Annotated in this window: 15 protein-coding genes; 5 read left to right on the top strand and 10 right to left on the bottom strand. The window is 49.8% G+C overall.

The features are described from left to right. Window positions 1–176: 176 nt before the first annotated feature. From hisIE to H1R82_RS00860, 9 genes are all read right to left on the bottom strand, one after another. On the bottom strand, window positions 177–794 hold the full coding sequence (gene hisIE, locus H1R82_RS00820) for a bifunctional phosphoribosyl-AMP cyclohydrolase/phosphoribosyl-ATP diphosphatase HisIE (protein ID WP_181731411.1): 618 nt from the start codon (window positions 792–794) through the stop codon (window positions 177–179). Then, window positions 791–1,549 (bottom strand): imidazole glycerol phosphate synthase subunit HisF, encoded by a 759-nt coding sequence (hisF, locus tag H1R82_RS00825; RefSeq protein WP_181731410.1) that lies wholly within the window; start codon window positions 1,547–1,549, stop codon window positions 791–793. The genes hisIE and hisF overlap by 4 nt, the downstream gene beginning before the upstream one ends. Then, window positions 1,546–2,286 (bottom strand): 1-(5-phosphoribosyl)-5-[(5-phosphoribosylamino)methylideneamino]imidazole-4-carboxamide isomerase, encoded by a 741-nt coding sequence (hisA, locus tag H1R82_RS00830; protein WP_181731409.1) that lies wholly within the window; start codon window positions 2,284–2,286, stop codon window positions 1,546–1,548. The genes hisF and hisA overlap by 4 nt, the downstream gene beginning before the upstream one ends. Continuing rightward, window positions 2,283–2,900, bottom strand: coding sequence for an imidazole glycerol phosphate synthase subunit HisH (gene hisH / locus H1R82_RS00835; protein WP_181731408.1), 618 nt, complete (start codon window positions 2,898–2,900; stop codon window positions 2,283–2,285). Before hisH ends, hisA begins: the two co-directional genes overlap by 4 nt. Further along, the gene (gene hisB / locus H1R82_RS00840; protein ID WP_181731620.1) at window positions 2,900–3,478 is read right to left on the bottom strand and encodes an imidazoleglycerol-phosphate dehydratase HisB; all 579 of its coding nucleotides are present in this window, start codon (window positions 3,476–3,478) and stop codon (window positions 2,900–2,902) included. Before hisB ends, hisH begins: the two co-directional genes overlap by 1 nt. Next, window positions 3,471–4,781 carry a histidinol dehydrogenase gene (hisD, locus tag H1R82_RS00845; RefSeq protein ID WP_181731619.1) on the bottom strand — a complete coding sequence of 437 codons (1,311 nt, stop codon included), beginning with the start codon at window positions 4,779–4,781 and terminating at the stop codon, window positions 3,471–3,473. The genes hisB and hisD overlap by 8 nt, the downstream gene beginning before the upstream one ends. Next, on the bottom strand, window positions 4,781–5,422 hold the full coding sequence (gene hisG, locus H1R82_RS00850; protein WP_181731407.1) for an ATP phosphoribosyltransferase: 642 nt from the start codon (window positions 5,420–5,422) through the stop codon (window positions 4,781–4,783). Before hisG ends, hisD begins: the two co-directional genes overlap by 1 nt. Beyond that, window positions 5,407–6,579: an ATP phosphoribosyltransferase regulatory subunit gene (gene hisZ / locus H1R82_RS00855; RefSeq protein WP_181731406.1), complete on the bottom strand. Its 1,173-nt coding sequence runs from the start codon at window positions 6,577–6,579 to the stop codon at window positions 5,407–5,409. Before hisZ ends, hisG begins: the two co-directional genes overlap by 16 nt. A gap of 84 nt (window positions 6,580–6,663) precedes the next feature. Further along, window positions 6,664–7,242 carry a non-canonical purine NTP pyrophosphatase gene (locus H1R82_RS00860; protein ID WP_181731405.1) on the bottom strand — a complete coding sequence of 193 codons (579 nt, stop codon included), beginning with the start codon at window positions 7,240–7,242 and terminating at the stop codon, window positions 6,664–6,666. A 181-nt stretch (window positions 7,243–7,423) separates the two neighbouring features. Between H1R82_RS00860 and H1R82_RS00865 the strand changes: the two genes are divergently transcribed. The 3 genes from H1R82_RS00865 to H1R82_RS00875 all read left to right on the top strand — a co-directional run bounded on the left by H1R82_RS00865 (window position 7,424) and on the right by H1R82_RS00875 (window position 9,459). After that, window positions 7,424–7,570 carry a hypothetical protein gene (locus tag H1R82_RS00865; protein WP_181731404.1) on the top strand — a complete coding sequence of 49 codons (147 nt, stop codon included), beginning with the start codon at window positions 7,424–7,426 and terminating at the stop codon, window positions 7,568–7,570. A gap of 276 nt (window positions 7,571–7,846) precedes the next feature. Beyond that, window positions 7,847–8,200 (top strand): EthD family reductase, encoded by a 354-nt coding sequence (locus H1R82_RS00870; protein ID WP_181731403.1) that lies wholly within the window; start codon window positions 7,847–7,849, stop codon window positions 8,198–8,200. A 146-nt stretch (window positions 8,201–8,346) separates the two neighbouring features. Continuing rightward, the gene (locus H1R82_RS00875; RefSeq protein ID WP_181731402.1) at window positions 8,347–9,459 is read left to right on the top strand and encodes a quinone-dependent dihydroorotate dehydrogenase; all 1,113 of its coding nucleotides are present in this window, start codon (window positions 8,347–8,349) and stop codon (window positions 9,457–9,459) included. A gap of 18 nt (window positions 9,460–9,477) precedes the next feature. On the opposite strand, the gene H1R82_RS00880 is transcribed toward H1R82_RS00875, so the two are convergent. Further along, window positions 9,478–9,687, bottom strand: coding sequence for an RNA chaperone Hfq (locus H1R82_RS00880; protein WP_181731401.1), 210 nt, complete (start codon window positions 9,685–9,687; stop codon window positions 9,478–9,480). Window positions 9,688–9,872: 185 nt separating this feature from the next. Here H1R82_RS00880 and H1R82_RS00885 point away from each other — a divergent pair, with 185 nt between their 5' ends. Then, window positions 9,873–11,375, top strand: a complete 1,503-nt coding sequence (locus tag H1R82_RS00885) for a golvesin C-terminal-like domain-containing protein (RefSeq protein ID WP_181731400.1) — start codon at window positions 9,873–9,875, stop codon at window positions 11,373–11,375. A 70-nt stretch (window positions 11,376–11,445) separates the two neighbouring features. Next, window positions 11,446–11,754: a YolD-like family protein gene (locus H1R82_RS00890; protein ID WP_181731399.1), complete on the top strand. Its 309-nt coding sequence runs from the start codon at window positions 11,446–11,448 to the stop codon at window positions 11,752–11,754. The last annotated feature ends 23 nt before the right edge of the window (window positions 11,755–11,777 follow it).

The raw sequence follows: 11,777 nt of genomic DNA on the forward strand, positions 1-11,777 counted from the left end.
AAGAATCCTGGCAAAAAAATGGATAATATTTCTAAACGGATCCGACAAATTTTAACAGCCATCTTTTTAACATGGATCCATATAAATATTACAACAAAACATCGATATATGGAGGGTCACAAACAAAATAAAAACAAGGGAACGCACGCTCCCTTGTCTGAATGCTTAAATATTTGCTATTGATTCCGGTCTTTTAATACACGAAGCACCTCATCCAGAGGCAATTTTTGTTCCCGCAACAAAACAAACAAGTGATAAAGGAGATCAGCCGTTTCATTGCTCAACTCTTCGGCGCTGCGGTTTTTGGCGGCAATGATCACCTCGGAAGCTTCCTCACCGACTTTTTTCAAGATCTTGTCCAATCCTTTGTCAAACAAATAAGCCGTATAAGAGCCTTCGGGCCGTTCCGCTTCTTTTTTGGCAATCACCGATTCCAACCGATTGATAATCTGAAAACGGCCGGACAAGTCCGGATCTTCCGGTTGTTCCTCAAAACAAGAGTAGGTTCCTTGATGGCAAGACGGCCCCGCCGGAAGCACCTTCACCAAAATCGCATCCCTGTCGCAGTCCGCCTGGACAGACACCACTTCCTGCACATTTCCGGAAGTTTCCCCTTTATGCCAAAGTTGATTGCGGGAACGGCTGTAAAACCAGGCTTCCTTTGTCTTCAGCGTCAATTCCAATGCTTCGCGGTTCATATAAGCCAGGGTCAACACTTCTTTGCTGGCCGCATCCTGCAGAATCGCCGGCACCAGCCCTTTTTCATCAAATTGAATATCATCCGGATGGATCAACGCACATTCACCCCGTTTTCTTTTAAAGCCTTTTTCACTTGATCGATTCCGACTTCTTGAAAATGAAAAATAGAAGCCGCCAACGCCGCATCCGCTTCGGTTTCCAGAAACACTTCCACAAAATGCTCCACTTTGCCGGCCCCGCCTGACGCAATCACCGGGACGCCCGCTTTTTCGGCAATCAGCCGGGTCAGCGGCAGATCATAGCCGTTCTTGTGCCCGTCCCGGTCCATACTGGTCAGCAAAATCTCCCCGGCCCCTCTTGCGACGGCTTCCACGGCCCAGTCCACCGCCCGCTTATCTGTCCGCTTCCGGCCGCCGTGTGTATAAACAAACCAGTCTTTCTCCTCCGGGTCATACTTGGCATCAATGGCAATCACGACGCATTGGCGGCCAAACCGTTCGGCGCCTGATTCGATCAATTCGGGATTCAACACGGCAGACGTATTGACCGACACTTTGTCCGCTCCCGACCGCAAAATGTCATACATGTCTTCCTCCGTACGGATTCCCCCGCCCACGGTGAAAGGGATTCTCAGCTGTTCCGCTGCCCTTTTCACCACATCCAGCATGGTTTTGCGCCCCTCGTGGGAAGCGGAGATATCCAAAAAAACGAGTTCATCCGCCTGGTTCCGGTCATAATAAGCCGCCAGTTCCACCGGATCGCCCGCATCCTTTAAATCAACAAAAGAAACCCCTTTGACCACACGGCCGTCTTTGACATCCAAACAAGGAATGATGCGCTTGGTAATCATGAATTCGCCTCCTTTGTCACACGGATGGCTGACGGAAAGTGGATCGCACCGGTGTACAACGCTCTTCCGACAATGGCCCCCTTCACGCCTTCGTGTTGGTAAGAAGCCAATTGTTTCAGGTCCGCCACCCGGTGAACCCCCCCGGACGCGATCACCGTTTTCCCGCAGGCGGCCGCCAGATCCCGCACGGCCCCGATATTCGGCCCGGTCAGCATTCCGTCTCTTGAGATGTCTGTAAAGATAAACGTTTCCGCACCCCATTCACTCATTTGTTGTGCCAATTCCCCCGCTTTCACCCGGGATGTCTTCAGCCAGCCGTGGGTGGCGACAAATCCGTCCCTGGCATCCAAACCGATGGCAATATGTCCGGGATAAAGCTTCAATGCCTCTTTCACAAACGCCTGGTCATCAATGGCTGCGGAACCGATGACCACCCGGCGGACGCCCCAATTTAAAAGCCGCTCCAACCGCTCCATATTCCGGACGCCCCCGCCGATTTGAACCGGAACCGGAGAGGATTCCACAATCTTTTGAATGATGGAGGCATTTTCCATCCCTCCCGAACGCGCCGCATCCAAATCCACGATATGGAGCCATTTCGCTCCCTGATTGATAAACGTTTGTGCCACTTTCAGCGGATCTTCGCTGTACACCGTTTCCTGACGGTAATCTCCTTGTTTGAGCCGGACGCACTTGCCGCCCCTTAAATCGATGGCCGGATAGATGACAAAACTCATGATGTCCCCACCTTTTCACTGAGCTTGGCAAACCGTTCCAACAATTTGAGTCCCAGCTCACCGCTTTTTTCCGGATGAAATTGCATGCCGTAAATGTTTCCGCGGGTCACCACCGCCGCCACTGTCTGGTGGTAATCGGTGGTGGCAATCACATCTTCGGGATTGTCCGCTTGGACATGATAGGAATGGGCAAAGTAAACATGTCCTTCTTCCAACCCCTGAAATAAAGGATGCGGATGCTTGAAGCACAGCCAATTCCACCCCATATGCGGAATCCGGTAATCCCCTTCAAACCGGACCACGTGACCGGGCAGCAGATTTAATCCCTGATGATAGCCATGTTCATCACTGCTGGTGAACAACAATTGCATTCCCAGACAAATCCCCAAAACCGGTTTGTTCCGGCGGGCAGCTTCCTTGATCACCGCGGCCAGATCCCTTTGGGTCAGTTCATACATCGCCTTGCCGAACGCGCCTACTCCCGGCAGGATAATGGCATCCGCCTGAAGAATCGTTTCCCGGTCCGACGTAATGGCACTCTCATAGCCCATCCGTTCCAATGCTTTGGACACACTGTGCAAATTTCCCATTCCGTAATCGACAATGACAATCATCACAAGACTCCTTTCGATGAAGGAATTCCCTGTACGCGGGGATCGATCTGCACCGCATCATCCAATGCTCTCCCCAATGCTTTGAAACAAGCTTCGATCATATGGTGGGTGTTTTTGCCATAGTGAAGGATCACATGCAAAGTGATACGCGCTTCAAGCGCCAATTTCCAAAAGAATTCATGGACAAGCTCCGTGTCAAACCGCCCCACTTTCTCACTCGGAAATTCAGCACGAAATTCCAGATGGGGACGGTTGGACAAATCGACCACCACCTGGCCCAACGCCTCATCCATCGGAACAAAAGCATTCCCGTAGCGGCGGATTCCCCTTTTGTCCCCGAGCGCTTCCCGCAACGCCTGCCCCAGACAGATGGCGATGTCTTCCACGGTATGGTGATCATCAATATGGGTATCTCCTTTGGCTTCGACAAACAAATCAAATTTCCCGTGTTTTGCAAACAGATCCAGCATGTGTTCCAAAAACGGGACGCCTGTCTTCAAATTGGTTTGCCCCATCCCGTCCAATTGCAGGGCCAAAGAAATCTCGGTTTCCCTGGTTTGACGGGAGATGTTACTCATCCGTTTCCCTGTTTTCACCAATTCCCTCACCTTCCCTTTTCTTTGTCAGTCTCACCCGGACCGATTCGGCATGCGCCGTCAGGCCCTCTGCTTCCGCGAGGTACATCACTTTGTCCCCGTCACGGTAAAGCGCCTCCGGACTGTAGGAAATGACACTGGTCTTTTTCACAAATTGATCCACGCTCAGCGGAGAAAAAAAGCGGGCCGTTCCGCTGGTCGGCAAAACATGATTGGGCCCTGCCCAATAATCCCCCACCGGTTCCGGACTGTGTTCGCCCAAGAAGACGGCACCTGCGTGTTTAATCTTGGCCAGCCAATGCCATGGATCGCGAACCATCAGTTCCAGATGCTCGGGCGCCAGCTGATTTGCGGTTGACACCGCTTCTTCCATATCTTTCACCAGACAAACGGCGCCAAAACTTTTGATCGATGCTTCCGCAATTTCGCGGCGCGGCAACCGGCGGCATTGCCTTTCCACTTCTTCCGCGACGCGTTCAGCCAAATCGCGGGAAGGAGTGATACACACAGCAGAAGCCATCCGGTCATGTTCCGCCTGGGAAAGCAGATCAGCTGCCACATAAACCGGATCCGCCGATTCATCCGCAAGAACCACAATCTCGCTCGGGCCGGCGATGCTGTCAATATCCACTTGGCCGAACACTGCCCGTTTCGCCAACGCCACATAAACATTGCCGGGCCCCACAATTTTGTCCACACGGGGAATGCTTTCCGTTCCATAAGCCAAAGCGGCAACCGCCTGAGCCCCTCCGACCCGGAAGATCCGGTCCGCTCCGGCAATTTTTGCCGCCACCAGCGTCGTTTCATACACCTTCCCGTTTTCCAGCGGGGGCGTCACCATGATCACCTCGTCGACACCGGCGGTTTTGGCCGGAATCACATTCATTAACACGGATGAGGGATAAGCGGCTTTCCCTCCCGGCACATAAACTCCGACCTTTTCCAAAGGGACGACTTTTTGTCCCAGAACGGTTCCGTCTTCCTCCGTAAAAAACCACGACTGTTGCCGCTGGTGTTCATGAAACTTCCGAATGCGACGGGCCGCTTCGGTCAATCCCCGGACCAACGCCGGATCCGCCTGCTCCATGGCTTCTTCCATTTCTTCCGGCCCCACTTCCCATTTTTGAACGTCGGCACCGTCGAACTGAAGCGTGAAGGTACGCAGGGCTTCATCGCCTTTTTTCCGGACCAGGTCAATGATCTCTTGCACCGCTGACAATGGTTCTTCCGTTTCGGCTCCGGCCCGTTTAAGACGTTTTAAATCCTCCCGCGAGACAATTTTGATCACAGGTTCCCCTCCTTTTCAATCACGCGTTCCAAATCCCCCAGGATCTTTTGGATCCGTTTATTTTTTAAACGGTAACTTCCTTTATTGGCAATCAACCGCGAAGTAATGTCGGCAATACAACACCACTCCACCAACCCGTTTTCCTTCAGTGTCCGGCCTGTGGAGACAATATCGACAATCCGTTCCGCCAATCCGATGATCGGAGCCAGTTCGACCGATCCGTGCAGGCTGATAATTTCCACCTGCTGTCCCTGTTCTTTGAAATATTGTTCTGCAATCCGCGGATATTTGGTTGCCACCTTCGGATGAGGGGAAAGAGTGGAATCCGGCTTCCCGGCCACGGACATCCGGCAGGGGCTGATTTTCAAATCCAGTAATTCATAAACATCGCGGGACTGCTCCATCAGTACATCTTTCCCGACCACACCGAGGTCCGCCACTCCATATTCCACATAGGTCGGGACATCCATCGGCTTGGCCAAAAAAAAGGTCAACTCGTTTTCCGGCACCGACACCACCAGTTTTCGCGAATCCAGATCATCCGCTTTCGGAACCGGCAAGCCGGCTTGTTGAAACAGGTCAAAAGCTTCTTCCATCACCCGCCCTTTGGCCATGGCGATCGTTAACACGTGGACCACTCTCCTTCACCGGCGATCGTCAACACTTCATCCACATCCGGTGTCCGGTCTGCCCGGCTTTCCACCGGCTGCATGATCACCGCACAACCTTCCTCCCGCAAGGAACGTACTTTCCGGTAAGCCTCCTGCTGCAAATGAGGTTCATAAAAGACCGCGATCCGTTTCGGCGATACCGGTTTTAACGGACTGGCCTCCAGCAGGCGGTCGGTATTTAAAGCAAAACCGGTTGCCGGAAGATCGGTGTGGAACGATTGATACAACTGGTCATACCGTCCTCCGCTGACGAGGGGAAATCCCATCCCTTCCGCATAGCCTTCAAAATAAACGCCGGTATAATAACCGAGACTTCCCACCAAGCTCAAATCCACTTTCACTTGCGACATGCAGCCAAAGATCTGCAACTGGTCCCAAACCCGTTTCAGATAACAAAATTTATCCCGCACTTCTTCCGTTTTGGCCGACGCGGACAGTTTTTGCCAATCTTTCCCTTCCAGGCCGGGTTTGGTCAGCTCCATGATTTCTTTCCGTTCTTCAAGGGAAAGATCCAACTCCTCCAGAATGCGGCGAAATGCAACCAAATCCCTGACTTCCAATGTTTCTTTCAACTTTTCAATCGCTTCATCCCGATGAATCCGTTCCCTTAAAAATCCTTCCAAAAGTCCGACATGGCTGAGTACGATGGTCGGAGCGCCGATGCCGCAAGCTTGGAGCGATTCCACGGCCAACGCGATCACTTCCCCGTCGGCTTCCGGCCCGGCCTGTCCGACCAGTTCCACCCCCGACTGAAATTTTTCGCTGTTTCGACCTGCTTCCTTTTCTTGGGCGCGGAAAACCGTCCCGTGATAAAACAGGCGCAACGGCAAAGGCTCCCTTTTTAAAACTGAAGTCACCAGCCGCGCGATCGGAGCGGTCTGGTCGGGACGCAAAACCAACAAATTCCCGTCCCGGTCCATGCATTTAAACATCCGCGAAACGGGAATCTGGCTGGATTGTCCCACTGTATCAAAAAATTCCAAGGCCGGTGTGCAGACTTCCTGATAGCCCCATTTGACAAATTGCTCCCGGACCCGGTCTTCCAACAAACGTTTCTTTTCCGCAATAAGCGGCGGAAAGTCCCGAAAACCCATTGGTTTTTCAAATGTCTGCGGTTTGGTCATCGTACTCCCCTTCGCTTTACTTTATCTTATTAAATCGATAATGAATTAAAGGATCGTTTCAAGTAGTATAACATGAAGCACTTCTTATTGACTAGTGTTTTGTTTTTTCTCTTTCAACCATTCGGCCAAACCAACCAATGCTTTGCGGCGGTAAGAATAAGTCTGCCATTCTTCTTCGGACAGCTCACTCAGCACCCGCGACTCCCCTTCCGGAATAAAAATCGGGTCATAGGGAAAGTCGGTGACGGGACTTTCCGGTTGGTCGATTTGCTCAATGATGTGCCCTCTGGTTTCTCCGCTGAAGATCTTCATTTCCCCGTTGAAGCAGATGCCGACCGCTCCCCGGAACCAGGCTTCCCTCCTTTCCCCGTGCAACAGTTTGCGGATTCCTTTGTAGCCAATCCGCTCATAAATCCGTTTGGACAAAATCCCGGGGAAATCTTTGTAAGCAGCAAAATAGATCCCGGCATCATCCACCATGAATTGGTCCAGCCCTTGTTTGCGGACTTGTTTCAATTTGGCCCGGGCCGTTTCTTCCACCGTTCCCTTATCCGGTTCCACAAAGGAAACCGTCTTCTGCTCCACGTCAATTCCGTAAGGCGCCAGGATTCCTTTCGCTTCTGCCACTTTTGCTTTGTTTTGAGTCACGAAAAAAAGTTTCATGTTTTCCCCTCCGATGGTTCGATCTGACTTTGATTTTTTCTCATTTTAACGCGAATTCTCTTGCACCAGTAATATAAATAATACACTGCCATCCACATTATTTTTTTCAAAAAAGACATAAACGATCGGTTCAATGCGAATAAATACAATAGAGACTTGAACAAGGAAGAGGCGAAAGCGAATGGGCTACTTGGGACTCTCTTTCCTGGCAACCGGAATCGTTCTGGAACTGATCGGAATCTTTCTGGTCTATCGGGGAAAAAACCGATCATTGGAACCCATTATGATGGGCCTCGTTTTCCTGTTGGTTGGAATGATTTCCATATAAAACCGTCATTTAAAAAACAAAGCTTTTTTGCGATTTTTTGAAAGCGCTTACAAATAACGTCGGATTTTAACGATCTCTTCTTTTTGCTGTAACAAATTTGTGATAAAAACCATGAAATCATCTTGAAAAGATTCGATTAATTCTACACAATGATTAATAAAGGTATTAAAATTGAATTATTGGGTTTAAGTAATGAACTTATCTGTTAATTATCATTTACTTATTTCCGATCAAATATATTTCCAGAAAGATATAAGGAAAGAGGGGTTTTTATTTATGTATAAGATCATTGGTTACTACAAAAGAAAAGATGGAATTGAAGAGTTTGCAGAGGAATTAAAAAATACATTGATCCCGAGAATCTTAAAAATCCACGGTGTAATTAAAGTGGAAGTGACAGACTTGATGGTTTCCAACAGCAGCCCGACCGATGTGACACCGGATAACGATTTTGCTTTAATGTGCGAAATTTACTTCGCAAGCCCCGATGCCCTGCAAAAAATCCTGGCCAGCGAAGAAGGACAAGCTGTTGCCCAAAGCTGGATCAACGATGCAGCCGATTATCTGGTAGCCTATGTAGGGAAAGAAGAAGTTTACAGAGCGAACCTTTTCACCAATTTAAATTATTGATTACATATGACGGACGATCCCCTCTGTTTTGAAAACTCTTGATACACATTCTGCTGACTGGCCGGTATAAGCCAGTCAGCTTTTTTTTGTCCACCCCTTGTGGTATGCTACCTTCAGATATTTGCGGTAAAGGAGAAGTCACACCCATGAACTACCAGTTATTTCGCAAAGTATTGTTTCGGATGGATCCGGAAACCGCCCACAACTGGACCGTCCGGGGATTGAAATGGATGCAGTCTGCTTCCCTGGTTCAAAAGACCGTCTCCAAACCATTTTCCGTCCAAGATCCGCGCCTTGCCTCCGAATTATGGGGAATTTCTTTTCCAAACCCGGTGGGGATGGCGGCCGGATTTGATAAAAATGCCCATGTTTATCCGGCCCTTGCCGCCTTGGGATTCGGGTTCGTGGAAGTGGGCACCCTGACTCCCCGTCCGCAAAGCGGGAATCCCCGACCCCGGCTGTTTCGCCTTCCGGAAGATGAAGCCGTGATCAACCGGATGGGGTTTAACAACCACGGGGTTGCCGCGGCGAAGGAATCCTTTGAGCGGTTGGGGCATCCCGCCATTCCGGTCGGCATCAATTTGGGCAAAAACAAAGACACCCCCAATGAAAAAGCAGTGGAGGATTACACCCTGGGGCTCAAAGAACTGTATCCGTACGGGGACTATTTTGTGATCAATGTCAGCTCCCCCAACACCAAAGGGCTTCGCGACCTCCAGCACATCGAGGCATTGCAGTCGTTATTGACGGCAATGATGAACCAACGAACGGAATCGGAAGAAATCCATCAAAAAAGAAAGCCCGTGCTGTTGAAGATCGCTCCGGACCTTGAAATCGAAGCATTAAAAGAAATTGTCTCCACGGCGGTTTCCTTGCGGATTGACGGCATCATCGCTACCAACACCACATTGTCCCGCCAAGGATTGACCGCCCCGGCCCAAAATGAAAACGGGGGTTTGAGCGGAAAGCCTCTGCGGGAAAAATCCAACGAAATGATCCGCCACATTTATTCCGTGACACAAGGCAGCATTCCCATCATCGGTTCGGGAGGCATTTTTACGGGACAACATGTGATCGAAAAACTGAAAGCGGGGGCCAATCTGGTTCAAATCTATACCGGCATGATTTATGAGGGACCCGGGATCGTCAAGAAAATCAACCAGGAACTGCTTGCTCAGATGGAAAAAGAACAAATCAGCCATTTTACCGAATGGATCGGCCAAGACTTGCACGAAACAAAAAGACGGGTTCCCTTGTAAAAGCCCGTCTTTTTCCTGTCAAACCATTTCAGGTGGCTTTGGCATTTCAATGGTGCTGACCATCTTCTTGGAGATGACAAACATTTCGCCTTCCACCTCGATGGAAATGGTGTATTTGTCAAAATCGTTAACCTTCCCTTGATATTGGTATCCGTTGACCAAATATATTTTGACGGTATCCCCCTTTTCCTTTAATTGGCTCAATATTTGGTCTTGTTCTCGGTTCATCCCCTGTCACTCCCCTTTCTCTCTTTCCTTGTTTCTTTTTCTTACATTTAAATCCTTCCTCCGGCCGCTGCTTTTTTATATAGAATATTATTCATTTTTAAAATGAAAAGATTGTTATGAAAAATAAAATAGCTATATAATTAAAGATAGAGAATCACTCCAGACATAAAAAGGGGGAATCCGGTGTGAGGAGAATTTTGGGGATCTCGCTTCTTCTTTTCAGCATGGTCTTTTTCAGTTTCAGTCCGCCGGTCAGCTTTGCAGCCGACGACCACTTTCAGCCGGGAACTTTATATGAAACGTTCCGGCAGGCGGCCAAGGAATTTCAAGTTCCCGATGAAATTTTGCTGGCTGTCAGTTATGCCGAAACCCGCTGGCAAGACCATCACGGACAACCCAGCCAGCTCAACGGCTACGGGTTGATGCACCTGGCCGACAACCCGTCCAACCAATCATTGAAAGAAGCCAGCCGCTTATTGAATCTCCCCGAATCCACACTGAAAACGGATATCAAACAAAACATCCGGGGTGGCGCGGCCGTTTTGGCCGAACTGGCCAAGGAAAACAATCAGGGACAAATCCCGCAAAATTTGGCTGACTGGTATACCACCGTGGCCGATTACAGCGGGTCGTCCTCCGAAGTGGCTGCCAAATGGTATGCCGATGAAGTTTTCAAAATCATCAATGAAGGCGCACAACGGGTGATTGACGGGGAAGATGTTTTCATTCTGCCGACCCCGGTGACACCTCATACAGGAAAGTATGAACAAGTGGAAAAGCAATTGGAAAAACAGGCAACGCCCGATTACCCCGGTGCCAAATGGGTGGCTGCATCCAGTTCCAACTATACGGCGGCCAATCGCGAAAGCGACGGCAATTCCATCGACTATGTCATCATTCATACGACTCAGGGTTCTTACAGCGGCACGATCAGCTGGTTCCAAAATCCGGCAGCCAGCGTCAGCGCCCACTATGTGATCCGCTCCAGTGACGGAGAGATTACCCAAATGGTCCAAAACAAGGACATTGCATGGCATGCGGGAAACTGGAACTACAACGTTCACAGCATCGGGATCGAACATGAAGGATATGTCAGCGATCCGGCTTGGTACACAGATGCCATGTACCGCGCTTCAGCCAACCTGACCCGCTGGTTATGTGACCGGTACGGCATTCCCAAAGACCGCAGCCATATCATCGGACACAGTGAAGTGCCGGGCGCAACCCATACCGATCCGGGTTCCAACTGGGATTGGAATTACTATATGTCTTTGATCAACCAGTCTCAGGAACTCGTTTATGACAACACCGGCGCAAAAATGGCCAGCGACGCATGGGGGACCAGCACTTGGAATTCCCAAAAATACGGAAGCAACTATCATTTTGCCGAACCGGTGCTTGCCAGCGACCCTTTCTGGTACCAAATCAATATCCCTTCCTCCGGAAACTATGATATTTACGGCTGGTGGCCGGCCAACAGCGGCTATAACTCCAACACGCCTGTGATCATCAAAACATCTTCCGGCAACCAGACGGTTTATGTCAACCAGCAGCAAAACGGAGGCAAATGGAACTATCTGGGCCGTTTTCACATGTCACAAGGCACCGATTATAAAATTGCCGTATCCAGATGGTCATCCGGTTCCGGTTATGTGGTGGCCGATGCCTTCAAGTTGATTAAACAATAAATTTTTCTCTGTTCCTCCTTGAATACGAACTTGTGTTCGTGTATGATCATAAACAAGGAGGCGGAGAAAGATGCTGGCAGCTTCTTTTCACAAATGGTATGAAACCCAGCGGCATAACATGGTCACCCACAGGCCGGCCGCAACCTACCATCCCCCCGCAATGGACGAAGACGAGCGTCAATACATGACCTTTTTGCTGGAAGAAGCTTATGAATTGCAAAAACCCGTCATCGTGATCTATGCGGGGAAATATTCACCCCTTCAGTTTTACGGACGCATTGAAAAAATCCATCCGTATGAAGAATGGTTCATCATGGCCAATGGCGAATGGAAGAAAAAAATCACCTTTGATCAATTGATCGAGGTGGACCCGTTATAAAAAATCCCCCGGGACATCATGCC

Origin of the sequence: Thermoactinomyces intermedius (assembly GCF_013912365.1) — a bacterium.
GTDB classification, from domain to species: domain Bacteria; phylum Bacillota; class Bacilli; order Thermoactinomycetales; family Thermoactinomycetaceae; genus Thermoactinomyces; species Thermoactinomyces intermedius.